A 21,373-nucleotide genomic window follows, 5' to 3' on the forward strand; every position below is an offset into this window, starting at 1 on the left:
GATGACGGCGCTCGCCCAGTTGCGCAGGCTCGACCGCTACATCGTTCCGGTGCTCGTGCTGGCCGGCTGGGAGGCGTTCTCGCGCTCGGGCGCACTGCCGGCGGCGCTGCTGCCGGCGCCGTCGATGGTGGTCTGGGCATGGGCGGACTGGTTGTTCGGCACCGACGGCAACACCCAGACCTACAGCGCGCACAGGCTCGCCGACATGCTGGCGAGCCTGTCGCGCGTCGCCGCAGGTTTCGCGATCGCGACCGTGGCGGGCGTGTCGCTCGGCGTCGCCATCGGCTGGTCGCGCAAGACCGAGATCGTGATCGAGCCGACGTTGCAGATGCTGCGTCCGATCCCGCCGGTGTCGTGGATCCCGCTCGCCATCATCTGGTTCGGCATCGCCAACAAGCCGGCGATCTTCCTGGTGTTCTTAGGGGCCTTCTTCCCGATCCTGCTCAACACCATCCATGGCGTGAAGACCTGCGACCGCAATCTCATCCGCGCCGGCGCCATGGTCGGCGGCAGCGAGCGCAAGCTGCTGCGCTACATCGTCGTTCCCGCGGCGCTGCCGAGCATCTTTGCAGGGCTGCGCATCGGCATCGGCTCGGCCTGGATGCTGACCGTCACCGCTGAGATGGTCGCGGTGAAGAGCGGGCTCGGCTACGTGCTGTGGGACTCCTACTACTTCCTGCGCTACGATCTGGTGCTGGCGGCGATGGCGAGCATCGGCCTGCTCGGCTTCTGCAGCGACCTCGTCATCCGCACCGTGATGGCGCGGGTGCTGCACTGGCAGCGCAACACCACCTTGCGCGGCGGAGAGTGAGCATGGCGACGATCGACATCCGCGGCGTCTCCAAGATCTTCACCGACAGGAAGCGCAACGCCGACGTGACCGCGCTTTCAAACATCGACCTGTCGATCGCCCGCAACGAGTTCGTCTGCCTGCTCGGCCCCTCCGGCTGTGGCAAGTCGACGCTCCTGAACATGATCGCCGGGTTCGAGCAGCCGAGCGCCGGCACCGTCAGCGTCGACGGCCGGACCGTGACCGCGCCCGGCGCCGATCGCGGCGTCGTGTTCCAGCACGCCAACCTGATGCCGTGGCTGCCGGTGTGGGAGAACGTCGCGTTTCATCTGCTGCTGGGTGGTGGCCAGAAGGCCGAGCGCCGCGCCAAGGCGCAGGTCTATATCGACATGGTCGGCCTCACCGGCTTCGAGAACCACTATCCATCCGAGCTGTCCGGCGGCATGAACCAGCGCGTCGGCATCGCCCGCGCGCTCTTGATGAACCCGCAGGTCATCCTGATGGACGAGCCGTTCGGCGCGCTCGACGAGCAGACGCGCATGGACATGCAGACCGAGCTCGTGCGGATCTGGCAGCAGCACCAGGGCACGATCGTGTTCGTCACCCACGGCATCGACGAGGCGCTGACGCTCGGCACGCATGTGGCGGTCATGAGCGCGCGCCCGGGACGCATCGTCGAGATCATCCCGATCGACCTGCCGCGGCCGCGCGATATCACGAGCCCGCAGTTCAACGCGCTGAAGCGGCATGTTCTGGCGTTGCTGCGGGGGGAAAGGGCGGAGCAGGGGAGGGCGCTGGCGTGAACCGTGGCCGTCTCCATCGCGCAGAGATTCAGGAACTGCTCTTGCGGCGGGGACGGACCGCTGCATCATGGATAGCGGGTGACTTCGAGGCACGGGCGGTGCACCCTCTCCCCCCGCGGCAATCGCACAGCGATTGCCTAGAGTGGGAGAGGGTGGTTTCTCACGAAGTGAGAAACCGGGTGAGGGGTCTCTCTCCGCGATCTCATCTGCCGAGGCAGACCCCTCACCCCACCGAGTTTGTTGGACCCACTGAGATGCCCTCTCCCACAAGGGGAGAGGGCGCAGTCATGGGCGGCTCGCTCGCGGCTGCTATTGAAGTATTTCCTCATCGGCTGGAGTCGGCTGTGGCAAAGAGAGTCGCTCACCTATGACCAAACGCACTCTGCTCGGCATGCTGACCCCGTCGTCGAACACCGCGCTGGAGCCGATCACCTCCGCCATGGTCGCGGGGCTGCCGAACGTGTCGGCGCATTTCTCGCGCTTCAAGGTCACCGAGATCGCGCTCTCGACCGATGCACTGGCGCAGTTCGACACCAGCAACATCCTGCGCGCGGCCGAGTTGCTGGCGCATGCCAAGGTGGACGTGATCGGCTGGAGCGGCACGTCCTCGGGCTGGCTCGGCTTCGATACCGACGTGAAGCTGTGCGAGCAGATCACGGCTGCGACCGGCATTCCCGCCACCACCTCGATGCTGGCGCTCAACGAGATCCTGGCGACGGCGAAGGCGACCTCGCTCGGCCTGGTCACGCCCTACCGCGACGACGTGCAGGCGCGCATCATCGCCAACTACGCCACGCTCGGTATCGCCTGCCGCGGCGACCGGCATCTCAACCTGCAGGACAATTTTTCCTTCGCCGAGGTGACGCCGGCCGAGATCGAGACGATGATCCGCGAGGTCGCGCGCGAGAAGCCGGATGCGATCGCGGTGGTCTGCACCAACATGCGGGCGGCGCCGCTGGTGGCGCGGCTCGAGCTGGAGACGGGAATTCCGATTCTCGACAGCATCGCCACCGTGGTATGGAAATCCCTGAAACTGGCCGGCGTCGATCTCAGTGGCGTCGGCGAATGGGGATCGCTGTTTCACAAATTCGCCTGAGCCTCGATTGCCTGGAATTGGGAGAGCGCGTCACATGGCTGCCTTCGACACCGTCATCCGCAACGGCACCGTCGCCACCGCGAGCGACACCTACAAGGCCGATGTCGCCATCAAGGGCGGCCGCATCGCCGCCATCGGCGAGGCGATCACCGACGCCGACGAGACTGTCGATGCGTCGGGCCTGCTGGTACTGCCCGGCGGCATCGACAGCCACGTCCATATCAGCCAGCCCTCCGGCCCGGGCATCGTCATGGCCGACGATTTCGAGAGCGCGACGCGCGCCGCAGCCTTCGGCGGAAACACCTTCGTCATGCCCTATTGCCTGCAGGAGAAGGGGCAGCCCTTGCGCGCGGCGCTGAAGGATTATCACGCGCTGGCCGACCAGGCCTGCTACGTCGATCATTCCTTCCACCTCATCATCGCCGATCCCACCGATGCCGTGCTCGGCCAGGAGCTGCCGGCGCTGGTCGCCGACGGCTATTCGTCGCTGAAGATCTTCATGACCTATGAGGGTCTCGCGCTGAACGATTACGAGATCCTCGGCGTGCTGCAGGTCGCGCGCGAGCAGGGCGCCCTGGTGCAGATCCACGCCGAGAACTACGACGCCATCCGCTTCCTCACCGACCGCCTCGAGCGTGCCGGCAACACCGCGCCGTACTATCACGGCAAGTCGCGCCCGATTCCGGTGGAGCGCGAGGCGACCCACCGCGCGATCTCGCTGGCGGAGCTGATCGACGTGCCGATCGTGATCGTCCACGTCTCCAACCGCGAGGCGATGGAGGAGATCCGCCGCGCGCAGATGCGCGGACTGAAGATTCATGGCGAGACCTGCCCGCAATATCTGGTGCTGACCGAAGAGGACATGCAGGGCCTCAACATGGAAGGCGCCAAATATGTCTGCTCGCCGCCGCCGCGCGACAAGGCGAGCCAGGAGGCGTGCTGGGAGGGGCTGCAACGCGGCGTGTTCTCGCTGTTCTCGTCCGACCACTGCCCGTTCCGCTATGACGACGAGGCCGGCAAGCTGAACCCGAAGGGCCGCACCAGCTTCCGCTGGGTGCCGAACGGCATCCCCGGCGTCGAGACCCGGCTGCCGATCCTGTTCTCCGAGGGCGTCGGCAAGGGCCGCATCAGCCTCAACCAGTTCGTCGCCTTCACCGCGACCAACCACGCCAAGACCTACGGCCTGAAGGGCAAGGGCTCCATCGCCATCGGCTATGACGCCGACATCGCGCTGTGGGACCCGACCAAGACGGCGAAGATCAGCCAGTCCGGTTTGCACCACGGCTCCGACTACACACCGTATGAGGGCATCGAGATCACCGGTTGGCCCGTCGCCACCATGCTGCGCGGCAAGTTCGTGGTCCGCGACGGGAAGCTCGTGGGCGCCAAGGGCGAGGGGCGTTACGTGACGCGGGGCAAGCCGGGCGCCGTCGGCTAGGGCAAACTCTATCCCCACGTCATTGCGAGCGAAGCGAAGCAATCCAGGGCGGCGGGCGGGACTCTGGATTGCTTCCGCCGTCGCCCTTCGGGCTATGGCGGACAAGTCGTCGCGGAGCCTGTCCTCGGGCTCGCCGCAGGCGAGGCCCGGGGGCTCCTCGCAATGACGCGGGGATGGAATGTACCCCGTCGTTATCTTTGTATGCCGAAGCCTCGTCCCGCGACCGGTGCGCCCCCCTCCCCCTTGCGGGGAGGGGTCGGGGGTGGGGGTCCACGAATCCCGCTCTCTCGGTCAAAGCGTTCCGCGCAAGTCGGTCGGCAATCAAAGGCACAGTCCATCCATGGCCTGCAAGCCTCTCCAACGACGTTCAGCGCCCGGGGACCCCCACCCCCAACCCCTCCCCGCAAGGGGGAGGGGGGCGCACCGTGCGCAGACGGCGGGGGTCTCATCACGGCGCGGACTCACGCTTCGCTGCACCGCACTTCCACCCGCCGCGACCTCAATCCCGCATTCCTGTCCCGGATGTGTCGAACCCTTGTTGCAACTCCGAGACATATTCTTGTCTGAGCTGCTTCACTCCTGGGGGGGTTCGACGAAAGGGATTGCTGCCATGCCCGCGCTTGCATTTTCCAACAATGATATTGCCGTCGTCGCCTGGACCTTCGACCGCCGTCTCGACGGCTGTCTCGGCTTCGCCATTCATTGCATCGACGTTGCCGCCAACACCGACACTCTGCTGCCCGCGCTGGCGCGCTTTGCCGGGCAGACAGCCGACAAGCTCAACACCGACCGGGCGCCGGTGCAGAAATTCTGGTGGAAGGATCTCTACGCCAAGCGCGGCGGAACCTACAAATATCGCATCGTGCCGATGGGCGGCACGCCGGGCCAGACGCTCACCCCGCTCGCCGGCGTCGCGCCGCTGGAGAGCAATCAGGTGACGCTGACGCCGGAGCGGCCGCCGTTCCACGCCTATTTCAACCGCGGCATCACCGCGACGCAGGCGCTGAGCCATGCGCTGAACGATCATCCCAGCATCCCAGCGCTGGCGCCGCACATCCTCGATCCCAGCGATCCGATCCGCATCCGCCTGATGGGCCAGCTGCAGGACGGCCTGACCTCGCTGCTGAAGCGCGCCGACACCGGCGGCGGTACCATCCATGCCGCGCTGTACGAGCTCAACGATCCCAACGGACTCGAAAAGCAGCTGCACCAGAATCCGGCGAGCCGCACTGTCATCCTCGGCAACGAGCAGGGCAAGGACTCCGACGATGCCGATGCCGAGAACCGCGCCAACCTGAAAGCCGCGGGCGTCACAGTCATCGACCGCATCCTCGGCAAGGGATCCATCCCGCACAACAAGTTCATGGTGCTCACCGAGAACGACAAGCCGACGGCGGTGCTGTCCGGCTCGACCAACTGGACCTCGACCGGCCTTTGCACCCAGACCAACAACGCCCTGGTGGTGGAGAGCCCGGAGCTCGCCGAGCGCTATCTCGGCTACTGGAATGCGCTGAAGGCCGATGTCGACGCCGCCGATGGCGACAAGTCGGCGCTGCAGTCGAAGACCTTGCGCGACTTCGCGCGCGCCAACAACGCGAGCTCGATCAATCAGCCGATCGATCTCGGCCAGGGCGTGACCATCGAGCCGATGTTCTCGCCGAACACGCCGGGCAAGCTTGGCAAAAATCCCAAGACGCCTGGCGACATGGGCCGGGTGTTCGAGCTGATGCGCTCAGCCAAGCACGCGGTGCTGTTCCTCGCCTTCGATCCCGGCAACAACTCGATCCTCGACGTCGCCGGCCAGCTGCTGAAGGACAAGCCCGATCTGTTCGTGCGGGGAGCGCTGACCAGCCCGGTGCGCGCGACGAACTTCTCTGCCGCGCTGCATTCCGGCGGCCAGTCGGAGAGCGGCGGCGACGAGGGCGGCGAGGAGTCCGCGCCCGAGGTGAAGGTGGTCGGCGAATCCGGCACGCCGAAGAAGGCGGGCGCCAAGGGCAGCATCGATTTCCGCGGCGTGCCCGCCGGCGCGGTGCAGGACGCCTTCGGCAAGTGGGAAAAGGAGCTCGCCAAATACGGCTTCGCCATCATCCACAACAAGATCGTGGTGATCGATCCGTTCAGCGACGATTGCGTCGTCGTGACCGGCTCGCACAATCTCGGCTTCCGCGCCTCGCACAACAACGACGAGAACATGCTGATCATCCGCGGCCATCGCGGCCTCGCGGAGGCCTATGCCTGCCACGTGCTCGACCTCTACGACCACTACGCCTGGCGCTGGCTGCTGAAGGAGCACCCGGAGATCTTCGGCAAGCCGCTGCAAGGCGACGACAGCTGGCAGGACCGCTACATCAAGGGCGCGGACGAGAAGTCGCCGGAGCTGCGGTTCTGGCTATCGGCGGCAGGCGAGGCAGCTGCAAGCAGCAATGAGAGCAGCCGTGGCGGTGCGGCGGGAAACAGCAAGCCATCGACGGGCGGCGGCGCCGGCAAGCCTGCCGGCACGTCTGCAAAGACCAAGGCCCCGAAGACACCGACCAAGCCCGCCAAGAAGGCGCCGAAGAAAGCCGCCGCCGCGGCGAAGAGTTCGGCCGGCCGCAAGACGACGAAGACCGTCAAGAAGGCGTCGAAGACGGCACAGAAGAAGACCGTAGCGGCGAAGAAGGCGAAGGCCAAGACGAGCAAAAAGACGAGCAAGAAGACGAGCAAGACGGCGGCGAAGAAGGTCGCGAAGACGCGGGCCAGGAAGAGCGCTGCCAAGAAGAGATAGTAGAGGAGACCTCTCGGACGGCCGTCGCGGCGTCGATCCTCGCGGCGGCCTTCAAGAGTACCCGCCCGTCGGCTGACTTGGCGAGCCGGTCATGGAAGGGCACCAGTTGCGCGGCTCCTGCTCCCGGCTTGGCGACGACCACCGCCAGCACACACATGCGTTCTGTCGAATCGCCTGCAGCATCCTGACCTGAGATCAGTTGGTGCGATGAGAGCTTGGATGTGTGGCGGTGGCGCCGGCCGCTCTAACGCGCGGGTAGCTCTAACGCGGCGGCGGCGCGCTCTCGCTCTTAACAGCCGACCGCTCCTGATGACTGATCGCCCAGACATAGGCCGACACGGCCTCGACATCTGCCAAGTCCAGGTCGCCATCGCGTCCGGGCGCCACCTCCATGTTGTGCAGGATGGTGCGCTTCACGCCGTTGACGCTGCCGTCGCTCCAGACGAACATCCCGGCGGTCAAATCGTTGCCGTTCGGCGTGCCCTTGCCGTCGATGGCGTGACAGACGCTGCACTGACCGTTCGCGGCCTCGCCGTGGAAGATGCGGTCGCCGAGCAGGATGTGCTCCCTGGTGAAGCCGGACGGCACCGGCAAGTTCTCGGCCGCAGGGCGCCGCTGATCCCGGTAGATGCTGAGCGGCGGCGTCACCAGCTTGAACTCCGTCGACTCCGCGTCAGCAGCCGACGCAGGGGGAGCGCCCGCAAGGATGACGCAGGCCGAAGCCGCCAGGGCGATGAAGCGCAATGTCATGAGTCCCCCCTTTCAGAGCGCATGATCGGACCGCGCCAGACTAACCGCTGCGATGTTTTAGACGGCGCGCGGCATGAAGCGAAGCTTCATCGATCGAAGCGGCGGATCGCTGCCTCGATGTCGGCATCGGTTGCGAATTGTCGGCGCTTCGCCTCGGCAAGACTCTCGAGCACGTCTCGCAGATGCGACGGGGAAATGTCTTCGGGCTCGCGGTCCTCGCCGGCCAGTGCGAGCATCGCTCGCGCGACCTCGTCCTGCGCGTCGGAGGGCAGGCGGCGGACGGCTTCGAGCCCTTGATCGAGCAGTTTGGTCATGCCCGGCTCCTTGCCGCCGACAATAGCGCATTACGACGCGGTTTCCATAGGGATTGCCTTATCGCGACTCTATCGTCTCGCGGTGCACCGCAGGACTATCGTATTTGGAGACGGGAGTTTTGCGCTCATCTGTTTCCACATCGTCATGGCCGGGCTTGTCCCGGCCATCCACGTCGTTCGGCATCCTGTGAACGGCGTGGATGCCCGGGACAAGCCCGGGCATGACGGAGTTACTAGCTAGCAGGATGACTCGTCGCGAAAGACCGAAATCGGCATATGCGATTGCCGTGCGGTGCAACGGGCGTGCCGCGCAAACGCTGGTCACTCAGGCCCACAGGGATCGATTTCGGCTTCTCAAAAATTCTTCTTTCGTTTTCTCAGAAAACGTGCTCTACTCCGCTTCGTCCCGCCCCAACGAGGGGATGCTTCGCGGTCGTCACGGACGTCGGGTGTGGGATGCGATGGGCGCTTGGGGTCGCAGCATGGCTTGGCTGTGCGGACGAACGATCTGGGCGCACGATGAAATCGCGTGGTCCTGGCCTCCCGGTGCTGAGGTCAAGCCTGTGGGCGTTGCTGATGAGCTGCCTGCGGGTGATGGGGGCAAGACAGCCGGTCCCCAGGGAGATCGCGTATAAATCGTAAAGCCATCGCGCGGGGAGGGCCGGGTGTTTCGGCCAGACCTGTGGTGACTGCCGCCTGCTTTCTTTTCTGCAGGCGGGCCACGGGCGCGGCCAGCGCCCGGCCTTCCCTGCGCCCTCAGTTTGGAGGCGTGAGGATGCCGAACAACTCGGGCGCGGGGCGCTGCGAGACCGCGATGATGTGGGATGATGGATCTGGGAAAGCTGAGCGGGCGATTGCGCTTGAGCGCGAGGCGCTCGCGTTTGTTGGCTGAAAGGCGAGGGCGGCGGTGCCTGGTCGTTTGAGACGCGCAGGCGCGGCAATGACGGTGGGCTCCCCTCCCCCACGCCGCGATCGCGCCAGCGATTGTCGGCACGCGGGGAGGGGTTGGGGATGGCGGTTTCTTGCTCAGGATGGAGTTTGGGGCAGGGGGCGTGCGAGCGGCGGGATGAGTGCTTAGTTGGCTCGAGTGGGGTGAGTCTCATGCAGACCATTTCCGGGGACCCCCACCCCCGACCCCTCCCCGCAAGGGGGAGGGGAGCGCAGCGGGGCCGGGGCGAGAGCTTGGCTCCAAGGCCTGTCGGCCACGGCGCAAATGGCCGGCCCATCAGCAACACCGCCCCCACAAACAAAAACCCCGCCATTTGCGGCGGGGCCCAGTCTGGGAGGAGCAAGCGGTGAGGCTTGCCGGAGTACCCAGTGAAAGATCAGGCGGGGATGCGCTCGTCCATGTCGTGCGGCTCGCGCAGCACGTAGCCGCGGCCCCAGACGGTTTCGATGAAGTTGCGGCCTTCGGAGGCGTTGGCCAGCTTCTTGCGCAGCTTGCAGATGAAGACGTCGATGATCTTCAGTTCGGGCTCGTCCATGCCGCCGTAGAGATGATTGAGGAACATCTCCTTGGTGAGGGTGGTGCCCTTGCGGAGCGAGAGCAGCTCCAGCATCTGGTATTCCTTGCCGGTCAGATGCACGCGCTGGCCGCCGACTTCCACCGTCTTGGTGTCCAGGTTGACGACGAGGTCGCCGGTCTGGATGACGGACTGGGCGTGGCCCTTGGAACGGCGGACGATCGCGTGGATGCGGGCGATCAGCTCGTCCTTGTGGAACGGCTTGGTCATGTAGTCGTCGGCGCCGAAGCCGAGACCCTTGACCTTGTCCTCGATGCCGGCGAGGCCGGACAAAATGAGGATCGGTGTCTTGATCTTCGAGACACGAAGCTGCTTGAGCACGTCGTAACCGGACATGTCGGGCAGATTGAGGTCGAGAAGGATAATGTCGTAATCGTACAACTTGCCGAGGTCGACGCCTTCTTCGCCGAGGTCAGTCGTGTAGACATTGAAGCTTTCAGACTTCAACATCAGCTCGATCGACTGCGCGACGGCGCTGTCATCCTCAATCAGCAAAACGCGCATGCCAGTTCCCCATAGTCGCCGCTCCGGGCGTCAGGTCGGCCGCCACCGCGGCACTCAAAACGCCTTTGAACAACTGATTCGGATCCTGACGAGAGATGGTTAACAAATCCTGATTCCGCTGCGCAAGCTCTATCCGTGCAATTTTTGTCGAATCGCCGTAAGGTGTTGCGAAGAAGCAGTTTTTCTCAGCCGTCCTCGTTCAAGCTCCATGTGAAGAGATGGAACTAACCGACTCTCGTTCCTCACCGCTTTTGGGGGGGCGGCAAAGCGCACTACGTCAGTCACTCCAGACCATGACGCAATGATTAATGATGCGAGTAAACACAGAGTTAAACCAGCCAGGCGAATCGATCCCTATTTAAGGTTTTCGCAATGAAGGCTGTTTCGTGATGAAAGCGGTTTGGCGATGAGGGTGGTTTCGCGATGAAGGCGGCTTCGCAATGAAAGCTCTTGCCGAACAGATCAACGACATCGACGCCGTGAACACCTATGGTCGTGTCGTCGGCGTGAAGGGACTCATGGTGGAGATCGCCGGGCCCATTCATGCGATGTCGGTCGGCGCGCGCATCGTGATCGAGACCGGCAGCAATGTCATTCCTGCCGAGGTGATCGGGTTCTCCGGCAGGAACGCGGTGGTGATGCCGTTCGCCGGGTTGGAAGGGGTGCGGCGCGGCTGCCGCGCGGTCATCGCCAATGCCGCGAACCAGGTGCGGCCGTCGCTGGCCTGGCTCGGCCGCGTCGTCAACGCCATGGGCGAGCCGATCGACGGCAAGGGGCCGCTGCCGCAGGGCGCCGCGCCGGTTCCCTATCGCAACAATCCGCCGCCGGCGCATTCGCGCAAGCGCGTCGGCGATCCGCTCGATCTCGGCGTGCGCGCTATGAACACGTTCCTAACCTGCTGCCGCGGCCAGCGGCTCGGTATCTTCGCCGGCTCCGGCGTCGGCAAATCCGTCCTGCTGTCGATGCTGGCGCGCAACGTCGATGCCGCGGTGTCGGTGATCGGACTGATCGGCGAGCGCGGCCGCGAGGTGCAGGAGTTTCTGCAGGATGATCTCGGCGAGGAGGGCCTGGCGCGCTCCGTCGTCGTCGTCGCGACCTCCGACGAGCCGGCGCTGATGCGGCGGCAGGCGGCGTATCTGACGCTCGCAATCTCCGAATATTTTCGCGACGAAGGTAAGGACGTTCTGTGCCTGATGGACTCGGTGACGCGCTTTGCGATGGCGCAGCGTGAGATCGGGCTGTCGGCCGGCGAGCCGCCGACCGCCAAGGGCTACACACCGACTGTCTTTACGGAGCTGCCGAAGCTGTTGGAGCGGGCCGGCCCGGGCAGCGGCGATGGAACTATCACTGGAATCTTCACGGTGCTGGTCGACGGCGACGACCACAACGAGCCTGTCGCGGACGCGGTGCGCGGCATTCTCGATGGCCACGTCGTGATGCAGCGTTCGATCGCCGAACGCGGCCGCTATCCCGCGATCAACATCCTCAAATCGGTGTCGCGGACGATGCCGAAATCGGCCGACCCCGTATTCTTGCCGACGATCATGCGCGCGCGCCAGGTGATGGCGACCTATGCCGACATGGAGGAATTGATCCGGCTGGGCGCCTATCGGGCAGGCTCGAGCCCGGAGGTCGACGAGGCGATCCGGCTGCACGAGCCGCTGGAGGCGTTCCTCAGGCAGCGCAAGGACGAGGTCAGTACCCTTTCTCAAGGGTATCTGGAGCTGGAACAGATCCTGGGGCGTTTGGAAACGGAAAGCTAACTTTGTCGGGTAATCATCCCCTCCATGTAACGAGCTTAGTCGGCAAGCCCAGGAAGGGCGGCCGGCCCTGTCCCGCGCCGTCTACGGGACTTCTGGGGAGTATGAGTCGATGAAGTCGCGCGAAACGCTGATCCGCCTGAAAAAGTTTCAGGTGGATGAGAAACGCCGCCGGGTGACGCAGATCGAAGGCATGATCGCTGACTTCCAGCGCATGTCCGCCGAGCTCGAGCGGGAAATCCAGACCGAACAGGACCGGGCCGGCATCAACGACCCGACCCATTTCGCCTATCCGACCTACGCCAAGGCCGCGATCCAGCGCCGGGAAAACCTGACGCGCTCGGCCGACGAGCTGCGCGGGCAGCTCGAGGACGCCAAGGCGGCGCTGTCGGAGGCGTTCGAGGAGATGAAGAAGGTCGAGCTGCTCGATGAGCGCGACCAAGCCCGCGAAAAGGCCGAGGAGAGCGCCCGCGAGCAGGCCGACATGGACAGTATCGGCCTGATGCGCGCCCGGCTCGGCGTCATCGCCTGAGCCGGTCGGCCACGGCCGCAAGCTTTACGTGAACCCGGGCCGCGAGGTCCGGGTTTTTCGTCTTTGCCCAGGCCGGGTAGAGCGCCGCGCGCGATGTGTGCTACGGGAGGACGTGAGCTCGAACGAGGGAGTGGGGCGATTTTCGGGGACGCTGAATGCTGACGCCGGCAGATCTGGTCGAGCTGCTGGCCGCAGTCGCCAAGGGCGACGAGGCTGCGTTCGAGCGCCTTTACGCGGCGACGCGCGCGAAACTCTATGGCGTCGTGCTCCGTATCTTGCACCGACAGGACCTCGCCGAGGAGGTCGTCCAGGAGACCTATGTGAAGGTCTGGAACAACGCCGCCCAGTTCAATCCGGCGGTGTCTTCGCCGATCACCTGGATGGCCGCCATCGCCCGCAACCGTGCCATCGACCTGGTGCGCAAGCGTGGCGAGCTGTCGTTGGAAGATGAGCCTTCCGCGCTGGAGGTCGCTGCCGAGACGCCGGATCCGCTGGCGCGCCGGGAGATGTCGGAGGAGCTCAAGCGTCTTTTGGAATGCGTCGGCCGGCTCGAGCCCGATCGCCAGAAGCTCGTGCTGCTCGCCTACTACAATGGCTGGAGCCGCGAGCAATTGGCGACCAAGTTCGAGGCGCCGGTGAATACGGTCAAGACCTGGCTGCGGCGGAGCATGATGGACATCCGCCAATGCCTCGGTCTCGGATGAGGTGTGGCTCGACTGGACTAAAAGATCTCGTAGGTGACGTGACCTGGATCCGTGATGGCGTATAGCGAAGACCATATCGCGCTGGCGGCGGAATATGCGCTCGGGACGCTCGATGGCGCCGAGCGTGCCCAGGTCGAGACCATGATGGCGGTCGACCGTGACTTCGCTGCCGTCGTGCAGGCCTGGGAATTGCGCCTCGGCGCGCTCAACCAGATGGTCGGGCTCGTGGAGCCGCGGGCCGAATTGTGGGAGCGCATCAAGGCCGAGATCGCGCGTTCGAGCCCGAAAGCCGTCGCTGCCGATCTGCCCGAAGCGGAAGCGCCGGCGGTCGCAGAGGCTGCGGTGATTGAGGAGGCCCCGGTCACGGTCAAAGCGCCCGAGCCGCCGCCTGTGCCGGTTGCCGAAGCTCCGCCGCCGCAAGCTCCACCGGTCGAGCTCTCCAAGGCGGAGCACTCTGTCGCTTCGCCGCCCAGGATCGAAGCGCCGTCGGTCGAGGTCTCCAAGCCTGAAGTCTTCAAGGCTGAAGTCTCCAGCGCCGACGCCGCCAAGGTGGAGACCTCGAGCACGCGATCGCGGGCTGCCGCACCGCCAGTGATCGCCCCCGTGCGCATCGGCACGGCGGCCGAGAGTGCGGCGAACGACAATGCCGCGGTCGTCAGATTGTCGTCCCGCGTGCGGCGGTGGCGCGCGGTCGCCAACGTGATGACGGCGCTCGCTGCGGTGCTGCTCGCGCTGGTCGGCGTGCAGGTCTATCGGCCGGATCTGCTGCCGCAGCGGCTGCAGCCGAAGCCGCGGATTCAGACCGTCGAGGTCAAGGTCCCGGCCGCGCCGGAGCCTGCGGCACAGTTCGTCGCCCTGCTCCAGAAGGATGCGGCGTCCCCGGCCTTCATCCTCACCGTGGATTCCGCCACGCGAAGCTACACCGTGCGACGGGTCGGCGCCGCGCCGGAGCCGGGCAAGAGCTTCGAGCTGTGGATCGTGTCGGACAGGTTGCAGAAGCCGCGCTCGCTCGGGGTGATCGGCGGCAGCGATTTCACCAGCCGCCCGGTTCTGTCCTCCTACGACCCCGACATCGTCAGCCGCGCCACCTACGCCGTGACCGTCGAGCCGGAGGGCGGCTCGCCGACCGGGCAGGCTACGGGGCCGATCGTGTTTACGGGCAAGCTGATCGAGACGGTGCCGCCGGGCAAGTAGCTCAAGGCGACAAAAAGAAAACGCCCGTGGGGAGCGGGCGTTTTCGGTAGTCGACTTGGGGTTGGGTCTACTACATATCCACGCGGCCAGTTGGGGGGCTGTGAGAACCGCGTGAATTCCGGGAATTCCTCTCAGCGAACCACCGACGCTTGCGAGCTGGTCACCACCACCGGCTTGCCGGCCTTGATCACCTTCGCGGTCTGCGCGTAGTTCGGCTCGGCGTTGAGCCGGGCGGAGATGCCGAAGCCGGCCACCGCGATGCCAGCCACGAGCGCCACCACCACGATCTTGAGGTGGGTCGTCCGATCCGCGCTGTAAATCGAGTGGTTCATGGAACCCTCCTGCCGTCTTCCGTCCTTCGCTGATTCGTGCGAGCCGACGTCCTTCCGGTTCATCGTCTCGCTTGCAAGAACGTAGGAAACCTCGATTCCGTTTCGTAGATGGCATCACAAGCGTGTGATAATGCGTGATGCTTCGCGATCGCGGGTTGGAAATAACGATCTTTTTCATTCTATATCAATAACTTGACGCCTTGTTCGGTCTGCGGCGAAAACTTCAGCCACCTAACGCAAAATTAAGAAATTATTTGCCTGTGGCGGCAAAACACAGGTCGGTTTGCCCCTAAAAGCGGCAAGACCGGCGCGATGCGCCGGCCCTGACCTCAATAACTTCGGAATGAGTCGCAGGTTCCGCGCCATTCGTCTCAAACACTCCCCACGGTCTTCAGCCGCGCCCGCGGATGGATCTCGGCCTGCGACAGCACCGTGGTCTGGGCGCGGAAGCGCTCGACCAGCGAACGGACGAACGGACGGATCGCCGCCGATGTCACCAGCACCGGCGACTCGCCCTCGCGTGCGGCCCGCTCGAACGCCTCGCGCGTCGCGGTCATGAACTCCGACAGCCGCGACGGCTGCATCGCCAGGCTGCGCTCCTCGCCCTGGCCGATCAGGGACTCCGCAAACGCCTGCTCCCACTTCGCCGACAGCGCGATCAGCGGCAGATAGCCCATCGGCGAGGTGTTCTGGGCGCAGATCTGGCGGGCGAGGCGGGCGCGCACATGCTCCACGATGGTTGCTGGATTGCGCGAGAACGCGAGCGCATCGGCGACGCCTTCGAGGATGGTCGAGAGATCGCGGATCGAGATCCGCTCGGACAACAGCAGCTGCAGCACGCGCTGGATGCCGGAGATCGTGATCTGCGTCGGCACGATGTCCTTGACCAGCTCGCCCTGCTCTTTCGGCAGCTCCTTCAGCAGCTTCTGCACCTCGCCGTAGGACAAGAGGTCGCTCATGTTGGCCTTGAGCAGCTCGGTCAAATGGGTCGAAAGCACCGTCGCCGCGTCCACCACCGTGTAGCCCTTCAGCGTCGCCTCTTCCTTCAACCCGGCATCGACCCAGGTGGCGGGCAGGCCGAAGGTCGGCTCCGTGGTGTGGATGCCGGGCACCGCAACCTGGTTGCCGCCGGGATCCATGACCATGAATTGGCTCGGCCAGATCTTGCCGGAACCGGCGTCGACCTCCTTGATCTTGATGATGTAGGTGTTGGCCTCGAGCTGGACGTTGTCGAGGATGCGCACTGACGGCATCACGAAGCCCATCTCGATCGCCAGCGAGCGCCTCAGCGCCTTGATCTGGTCGGTCAGGCGGTCGGTGCCATCAGGCGCGTTGACCAGCGGCAGCAGCGCATAGCCCAGCTCGATCTTGAGGTCGTCGATCTTGAGCGCGGCGGAGATCGGCTCCTCGGCTGCCGCGGCACTGGCTGCTGCGGTCGGCGCGGCGGCGGCTGCGGCGACTTCCTCGGCCTTCGCCATCTCCTTCTGCTTGCGCGCCTTGACCGCGAGCGCAGCGGCGCCGCCGCCGAGCGCCAGGAAGGGCAGGGTCGGGATGCCCGGCAGAAGCGCCAGGATCAGCATCACGGCGGCCGACAGGCCGAGCGCCTGCGGATAGCCGGAGAACTGCTTCATCAGCGCCTTGTCGGCGGCGCCGCTGACGCCGGCCTTGGAGACCAGCAGGCCGGCCGCGGTCGAAACGATCAGCGCCGGCACCTGGGTCACGAGACCGTCGCCGACGGTCAGCGTGGTGTAGGTGCGGGCGGCCTCGGCAAAGCCGAGACCCTGCTGGGCGACGCCGATGATGATGCCGCCGATGATGTTGATGAAGACGACGAGCAGGCCGGCGACCGCGTCGCCGCGGACGAATTTCGAGGCACCGTCCATGGCGCCGAAGAAGCCGCTTTCGTCCTCCAGCTCCTTGCGCCGGATCTTGGCGACCTTCTCGTCGATCAGGCCAGCGGAGAGGTCGGCGTCGATCGCCATCTGCTTGCCGGGCATGGAGTCCAGATGGAAGCGCGCCGCGACCTCGGCGATGCGGCCCGAACCCTTGGTGATGACGACGAAGTTCACCGTCACCAGGATCGCGAACACGATGATGCCGATGACGAAATTGCCGCCCATCACGAAATTGCCGAACGCCTCGATGACGTGGCCGGCCGCGTCCGTGCCCTCATGGCCGCGCGACAGGATCAGCCGGGTCGAGGCCAGGTTCAACGACAGCCGCAGCATCGTCGAGATCAGCAGGATGGTCGGAAACGACGAGAATTCCAGCGGCGCCTGGATGAACAGGGCCGTCATCAGGATCAGGATCGACAGCGTGATCGAGATCGCCAGAAAAAGATCGAGCACCAGCGAGGGCAGCGGCAGGATCAGCACCACCAGGATGGTGAGGATGCCGAGCGCCAGCGCGATGTCGCCGCGCAGGATCATCGTCTTGAGGTCGCCGAATGAGAACCCGCCGGCCGGTGCGCCGGCCCCCTGACCCGCCGTGACGTCGACCATGGCTTTCGCCCCTTCCCGTGAGCCGCGTTTGCCGGCCCCAAACGACTGCGCGGCGGCCACAGGGCCACCGTTCCTGAACTGAGGTACCGCGCTGGCGTCCACGGAAGCTCTCCCCCGTCAACCGCACCCAACCACGACACGCACATTCCACTGGGCAATTTTTGCCCGGTGGATGGTTAGCGTTCGGTTAACGGCGGTTAACAAGAGGTTGCCGGGAGAGCGGCATGTGCTCTCCTGCCGCCTCTCGGGGACGCCGCGAAAATACGGGCCTCGCCGTTCGAGACGCGTAGCGCTCCGGGGCTCGGAGCCTGACCCTCTTCCCGCTATCCTTTGATGATGGCGTTCGAAGCAGCCAGCAACTTCCGCACCGCTGCGCGATGCAGTGCCCTCGCCCCCAAGGCGAAGCGAAGCTTCGCCGGGGTGGGAGAGGGCAGCGCCGGCCGATCCGCAGACTCGGTTGGGTGAGGGGTTCTCTCCGCGAGCGCAACTCGTTGAAACAAACCCCTCACCCGACCGAGATCGTTGTACTGCCATGCATGCCCTCTCCCACAAGGGGCGAGGGCGCAGCCACTGCCTTCGCGCCCGCGGCGAGGTCGATTGAGGAGCGTCGCCCTTGCGGCGCGTCTCGAACCATGAGGCCTCCGCCGCCGGCCGATGCGCCCAACCGAATGTCGTCGTGAAGACAAGCGCGATCCTCTCCCGCGGCGCATCGCGCCCGAGCTTTCGCATCAGGTCCGCCCTCGATCAGATGGAGGGCGCAGGGAAGGCCGGGCGCTGGCCGCGCCCGTGGCCCGCCTGCAGAAAAAAAAGCAGGCGGCAGTCACCACAGGTCTGGCCGAAACACCCGGCCTTCCCTGCGCGATAGTTGGAACGGCTTATACGTGGTCTCCCTGGTGCGCCGGGCTTGTTGGCCACCATCACGGGCGCGATGCGCGAGCACCGCCACCTGCGACGCTGGTGTCAAGCGGGGTGTCAGGACCGCACGACTTCGCCGTGCGCAACGAACCGTTCGTCGGCGCGGCACGAAGCCACGCTGCGATTCGCTGCGCCCATCGCATCCCACCTCCCACGTCTCGTGACGGTCGCGACACGCCCCTCCGGCGGAAGCAGGACGGGGAGTGATATACACTATTTCTGAAAAAAGTAAATAGGAAAATTCTGTAAATCGAAAAATGATTGAGGGGCGGGATGCCTCGTGCGTAGAGGGGGCGTGCCGAACTCGATTAACGATCGGACGCGTTTGCCGTGCGGCTTCAATTGAAAGTAGGTCAAGTGGGCAGGACTTCTCTTGAAAATGCGTCCTTCACCGCGTGCCCGTCCTCAGACGGATATTCGAGCCGACCTTGTATCACTCTCGCATTTCGATGGAACGAGGGGCAGCGTCGTTCACGTGAGTGCATGCAATGACAGATGGCTTCCACTACGCGATCGACTTGTCCTTGGCGCAATCGCGAGCGGAAAGATCATCGCGTGCATCAAGCGGTGGCAGGCGGAGCACGATTTGCGTGCGTTCGAATACACCAGGCATCTGCGGGTTTCGCCCACGTCGATCCCTCACAGCCATCCAGTCTTGACGTTGAACACCGAGTTGCACGACCCGAACGCGATCCTTTGCGAGTATCTCCACGAGCAGATGCATTGGTATCTGACCAGGTTGAAAGTTGCGGAAAATGGGTCGCCTCTCATTGCCGAATTGAAGCGCCGCTACCCCGCGGCGCCTGTCGGATTTCCTGACGGAGGAAACGATGAATACTCGACCTATCTCCATCTGCTGGTGAATTGGCTGGAGATCGAGGCAGCCTCCCGGTTTGCTGGCCGAGACCGGGTTGAAGAGATCGCCCGCAACAAGCACTATTATCGGTGGATGTACCGTACGGTGCTGTTGGATTGGCGCCCGCTGGAAGAGCTTTACCAGAGCTACGATGTCGTTCCGATCAAGCCAGCCGAGAGTCTCCTGGATTGAGCCTTTTGCCGCTGCGATCTAGACGAGGGTTTCCATGGGCCTGGTGCTGGCTGAGGCGCATGCCGCAGCGAATTCTCGAATGACCGGCACGTTCAATGGTCGCGCTTCAGAGAATGGACGTCGGAACGGGTCGATGCGCCGCTCATGTGGCAACGGTCGAGGAAGTCCAGCGGGCAGTCGCTGGATCAGGAAATGCCTCGCATCCGTCGCGAGCCGCCGGTCAGGCTGCTCTCACCGAGCCGAGAAACTTGACGACCTCGGATTTGAGGCGGTGCGAATTGTGGGATAGCGACCGCGCGGCGGCGAGAACCTGCGAGGAGGCGGCGCCAGTCATTCGCGCGCCGCCCTGAACGTCCGCGATGTTGGACGAGACCTGCATCGTACCGTGGGCGGCCTTCTCGACGTTGCGCGCAATCTCCTGCGTTGCCGTCTCCTGCTCTTCCACGGCAGAGGCGATCGCCGATGAGATCCCCGACAACTTTTCGATGGTGCTGCTGATCTCCCGGATCGCGCCGACGGACTCGTGTGTCGCCGTTTGAATGCCATTGATCTGTTGGCCGATCTCACCGGTCGCTTTCGCGGTCTGCTCGGCCAACGCCTTGACTTCCGATGCCACGACCGCAAAGCCTCGGCCCGCGTCCCCCGCACGCGCGGCTTCGATCGTCGCGTTCAGCGCCAGCAAATTGGTCTGTCCGGCGATCGCATTGATCAGTTCGATGACATCTCCGATGCGACCAGCCGCCTTAGACAGTTCGCCGACACGATCGGTCGTCGTGCGCGCCTGGCCGACGGCTTCGGTCGCCACGAGCGCCGATTCCTGAACCCTGCGACCGATCTCGCTGACCGAGGAAGACAGCTCCTTCGTGGCAGAAGCCACTGATTGTACGTTCGCGGACGCCTGATCGGATGCGCCTGCGACCACGATGGTCAGTTCTTGCGAGCGCGCCGCCGTGGTCGTCAGCGACGAGGCAGACGTCTCGAGCTCGGTGGCTGCCGCGGACACGATTTCGACGATTTCGCCGACGGCAGCCTCGAAGCCATCGGCGAGTGCGATCATATCGGCCTTGCGACGCGCCGCCGCGCCTTGCTCCTGGTTTGCCGCAGCTTCAGCTTCGTCCCGCGCTCTCCGCTCGGCGTTCTCACGAATGACGACAACCGTCTTGGCAACGTCGCCCACCTCGTCGCCACGACTGGCCCCTGGAATCTCGATGTTCAACTCGCCGGCAGCCATTTTCCCGAGTGCTCCGTTGAGCCGCATCAAGGGTCGTGCGATCCCGGCAAACGTGAAAGCGACGGAGCCGATCAGCGACAGCATGAGAACGACCGCCACCACGAGGTTCAGGCGATTCTGCTGGCTCAACTCGGCTGCAGCTTGCGACTTTGCGTCCTCGGCGTTCTCAGCTGCGATATCGAGCGCTGTTCGCATCAGCTCGATGGTCTGCTTCGCAGCCGGCACCGCCTTCGTGTTGAAGAGTGCCTTCTTTGCCGTCTCGACCTTGATCGCCTCGTTGGTGACCGCAGTGAATCCCTTCACGGTCGTCGCGAGCCCATCGATGGTGCGGAGAAGTCCGATATCGCTGATGATGCTCCTGGCGCTGTCCAGCGTGTCTTCCAGTCCGCCCGTGCGGTTCACGATGACCTGCTTTTCGCTCTCGTCGCCCGTGGCGATCAAGCGCCATGTCGCTGCCTGTACCGAATTGAAATTCGAATCGGCTTCGCTCAGCACCTTCTCGATGTCGCTTCGATTTGCCGCGCGGATCAGCGACGGCGACAGCTGGAACCCTTCGAAGGTCTTGGTCCATTCGGCCGAACGTTCGCTCCGCTTCTTCGTGATCTCGAAGATCTTGAGCTGGGCTTTCCCGATCTCTGATGCGACATCGTGATACTCGGCGCCAAGGGAGCTGATTTTCTGCAGCCGTTCCTTGTCGTCCGGCTTCTTGACATCCGCGATCGCCTCATCGAGCTCCTTGTTCAGGGTCGCAAAGAATCCATTCAGCTGGCCTGTTTGCAGTTCGAGTTCGGATGAGTTCTTTGACTGTCCGATGTCGCGCAACGCCAACTCCATCCCCCGCAGAGCGATATTGGCGCGAACGGAATGGTCGGCGATCTTCTGCTGCACCCGAGCACGATTGTTCGCGAAGGCAATGGCCGACTCCGACGCCATCTGATTGGCCACCATGGTGGCGGAAAGCAATACGCCAAACAGCCCCACGGCGCCGAGCTTGTTTCCAATGCGATTGAGCTTGATCAATTTTCGCCCCACCTAATTTCCGCCTTATCGGATTGCAGGATAGCCGGAGCGCCTTGTTTTACCGTTAATTCATCGATCTTTTTGCTCGATTGCTAAGGGCCGGTGATCGTTGCACGGCTAATCAGTCCAGGATTCGATCCCGGGGTGGTGTCCT

Annotated in this window: 16 protein-coding genes; 10 read left to right on the forward strand and 6 right to left on the reverse strand. The window is 64.5% G+C overall.

Features of this window, described 5'->3' with window-relative positions:
• Nucleotide 1 precedes the first annotated feature (1 nt).
• The 5 genes from ACQR1I_RS04980 (at nucleotide 2) to ACQR1I_RS05000 (ending at nucleotide 6,891) form a co-directional block, all read left to right on the forward strand.
• A complete protein-coding gene (locus ACQR1I_RS04980; RefSeq protein ID WP_434867734.1) occupies nucleotides 2-811 on the forward strand; it encodes an ABC transporter permease in 810 nt (269 codons plus the stop codon).
• Nucleotides 812-813: 2 nt separating this feature from the next.
• Complete coding sequence (locus ACQR1I_RS04985) at nucleotides 814-1,593, forward strand: ABC transporter ATP-binding protein (RefSeq protein ID WP_434867733.1); 780 nt, start codon at nucleotides 814-816, stop codon at nucleotides 1,591-1,593.
• Nucleotides 1,594-1,960: 367 nt separating this feature from the next.
• Nucleotides 1,961-2,689 (forward strand): maleate cis-trans isomerase family protein, encoded by a 729-nt coding sequence (locus tag ACQR1I_RS04990; protein ID WP_434867732.1) that lies wholly within the window; start codon nucleotides 1,961-1,963, stop codon nucleotides 2,687-2,689.
• A gap of 34 nt (nucleotides 2,690-2,723) precedes the next feature.
• Nucleotides 2,724-4,127 carry a dihydropyrimidinase gene (gene hydA / locus ACQR1I_RS04995; RefSeq protein WP_434867731.1) on the forward strand — a complete coding sequence of 468 codons (1,404 nt, stop codon included), beginning with the start codon at nucleotides 2,724-2,726 and terminating at the stop codon, nucleotides 4,125-4,127.
• A gap of 610 nt (nucleotides 4,128-4,737) precedes the next feature.
• Nucleotides 4,738-6,891 (forward strand): phospholipase D-like domain-containing protein, encoded by a 2,154-nt coding sequence (locus ACQR1I_RS05000; protein ID WP_434867730.1) that lies wholly within the window; start codon nucleotides 4,738-4,740, stop codon nucleotides 6,889-6,891.
• A 261-nt stretch (nucleotides 6,892-7,152) separates the two neighbouring features.
• Here ACQR1I_RS05000 and ACQR1I_RS05005 read toward each other — a convergent pair whose 3' ends face one another.
• The 3 genes from ACQR1I_RS05005 to ctrA all read right to left on the reverse strand — a co-directional run bounded on the left by ACQR1I_RS05005 (nucleotide 7,153) and on the right by ctrA (nucleotide 9,982).
• Nucleotides 7,153-7,641 (reverse strand): hypothetical protein, encoded by a 489-nt coding sequence (locus ACQR1I_RS05005; RefSeq protein ID WP_434867729.1) that lies wholly within the window; start codon nucleotides 7,639-7,641, stop codon nucleotides 7,153-7,155.
• An 86-nt stretch (nucleotides 7,642-7,727) separates the two neighbouring features.
• Nucleotides 7,728-7,955 (reverse strand): hypothetical protein, encoded by a 228-nt coding sequence (locus tag ACQR1I_RS05010; protein WP_434867728.1) that lies wholly within the window; start codon nucleotides 7,953-7,955, stop codon nucleotides 7,728-7,730.
• Between the two features lie 1,325 nt (nucleotides 7,956-9,280).
• Nucleotides 9,281-9,982: a response regulator transcription factor CtrA gene (gene ctrA / locus ACQR1I_RS05015; protein WP_012046382.1), complete on the reverse strand. Its 702-nt coding sequence runs from the start codon at nucleotides 9,980-9,982 to the stop codon at nucleotides 9,281-9,283.
• Between the two features lie 440 nt (nucleotides 9,983-10,422).
• Between ctrA and fliI the strand changes: the two genes are divergently transcribed.
• The 4 genes from fliI (at nucleotide 10,423) to ACQR1I_RS05035 (ending at nucleotide 14,172) form a co-directional block, all read left to right on the forward strand.
• The gene (gene fliI / locus ACQR1I_RS05020) at nucleotides 10,423-11,745 is read left to right on the forward strand and encodes a flagellar protein export ATPase FliI (RefSeq protein WP_434867727.1); all 1,323 of its coding nucleotides are present in this window, start codon (nucleotides 10,423-10,425) and stop codon (nucleotides 11,743-11,745) included.
• Between the two features lie 109 nt (nucleotides 11,746-11,854).
• Entirely contained in the window at nucleotides 11,855-12,274 is a 420-nt protein-coding gene (fliJ, locus tag ACQR1I_RS05025) for a flagellar export protein FliJ (protein ID WP_434867726.1), read from the forward strand.
• Between the two features lie 155 nt (nucleotides 12,275-12,429).
• Complete coding sequence (locus tag ACQR1I_RS05030) at nucleotides 12,430-12,978, forward strand: sigma-70 family RNA polymerase sigma factor (RefSeq protein ID WP_434867725.1); 549 nt, start codon at nucleotides 12,430-12,432, stop codon at nucleotides 12,976-12,978.
• A 54-nt stretch (nucleotides 12,979-13,032) separates the two neighbouring features.
• A complete protein-coding gene (locus ACQR1I_RS05035; protein WP_434867724.1) occupies nucleotides 13,033-14,172 on the forward strand; it encodes an anti-sigma factor in 1,140 nt (379 codons plus the stop codon).
• Between the two features lie 131 nt (nucleotides 14,173-14,303).
• Here the strand turns inward: ACQR1I_RS05035 and ACQR1I_RS05040 are convergent, their stop codons facing one another.
• Nucleotides 14,304-14,504 carry a hypothetical protein gene (locus ACQR1I_RS05040; RefSeq protein WP_434867723.1) on the reverse strand — a complete coding sequence of 67 codons (201 nt, stop codon included), beginning with the start codon at nucleotides 14,502-14,504 and terminating at the stop codon, nucleotides 14,304-14,306.
• A 371-nt stretch (nucleotides 14,505-14,875) separates the two neighbouring features.
• Nucleotides 14,876-17,005, reverse strand: coding sequence for a flagellar biosynthesis protein FlhA (gene flhA, locus ACQR1I_RS05045; RefSeq protein ID WP_434867722.1), 2,130 nt, complete (start codon nucleotides 17,003-17,005; stop codon nucleotides 14,876-14,878).
• Between the two features lie 1,501 nt (nucleotides 17,006-18,506).
• Here flhA and ACQR1I_RS05050 point away from each other — a divergent pair.
• Entirely contained in the window at nucleotides 18,507-18,968 is a 462-nt protein-coding gene (locus tag ACQR1I_RS05050; RefSeq protein WP_434867721.1) for a hypothetical protein, read from the forward strand.
• A 220-nt stretch (nucleotides 18,969-19,188) separates the two neighbouring features.
• Here the strand turns inward: ACQR1I_RS05050 and ACQR1I_RS05055 are convergent, their stop codons facing one another.
• A complete protein-coding gene (locus ACQR1I_RS05055; protein ID WP_434867929.1) occupies nucleotides 19,189-21,216 on the reverse strand; it encodes a methyl-accepting chemotaxis protein in 2,028 nt (675 codons plus the stop codon).
• Nucleotides 21,217-21,373: the final 157 nt, after the last annotated feature.

The sequence above is a fragment of the Bradyrhizobium sp. HKCCYLS2038 genome (genome assembly GCF_051167655.1).
Taxonomy (GTDB): domain Bacteria; phylum Pseudomonadota; class Alphaproteobacteria; order Rhizobiales; family Xanthobacteraceae; genus Bradyrhizobium.

Coding starts and splice junctions, on each gene's coding strand:
- ACQR1I_RS04980 (WP_434867734.1), top strand. CDS start 2: ATGACGGCGCTCGCCCAGTTGCGCAGGCTCGACCGCTACATCGTTCCG.
- ACQR1I_RS04985 (WP_434867733.1), top strand. CDS start 814: ATGGCGACGATCGACATCCGCGGCGTCTCCAAGATCTTCACCGACAGG.
- ACQR1I_RS04990 (WP_434867732.1), top strand. CDS start 1,961: ATGACCAAACGCACTCTGCTCGGCATGCTGACCCCGTCGTCGAACACC.
- hydA (WP_434867731.1), top strand. CDS start 2,724: ATGGCTGCCTTCGACACCGTCATCCGCAACGGCACCGTCGCCACCGCG.
- ACQR1I_RS05000 (WP_434867730.1), top strand. CDS start 4,738: ATGCCCGCGCTTGCATTTTCCAACAATGATATTGCCGTCGTCGCCTGG.
- ACQR1I_RS05005 (WP_434867729.1), bottom strand. CDS start 7,641: ATGACATTGCGCTTCATCGCCCTGGCGGCTTCGGCCTGCGTCATCCTT.
- ACQR1I_RS05010 (WP_434867728.1), bottom strand. CDS start 7,955: ATGACCAAACTGCTCGATCAAGGGCTCGAAGCCGTCCGCCGCCTGCCC.
- ctrA (WP_012046382.1), bottom strand. CDS start 9,982: ATGCGCGTTTTGCTGATTGAGGATGACAGCGCCGTCGCGCAGTCGATC.
- fliI (WP_434867727.1), top strand. CDS start 10,423: ATGAAAGCTCTTGCCGAACAGATCAACGACATCGACGCCGTGAACACC.
- fliJ (WP_434867726.1), top strand. CDS start 11,855: ATGAAGTCGCGCGAAACGCTGATCCGCCTGAAAAAGTTTCAGGTGGAT.
- ACQR1I_RS05030 (WP_434867725.1), top strand. CDS start 12,430: ATGCTGACGCCGGCAGATCTGGTCGAGCTGCTGGCCGCAGTCGCCAAG.
- ACQR1I_RS05035 (WP_434867724.1), top strand. CDS start 13,033: ATGGCGTATAGCGAAGACCATATCGCGCTGGCGGCGGAATATGCGCTC.
- ACQR1I_RS05040 (WP_434867723.1), bottom strand. CDS start 14,504: ATGAACCACTCGATTTACAGCGCGGATCGGACGACCCACCTCAAGATC.
- flhA (WP_434867722.1), bottom strand. CDS start 17,005: ATGGTCGACGTCACGGCGGGTCAGGGGGCCGGCGCACCGGCCGGCGGG.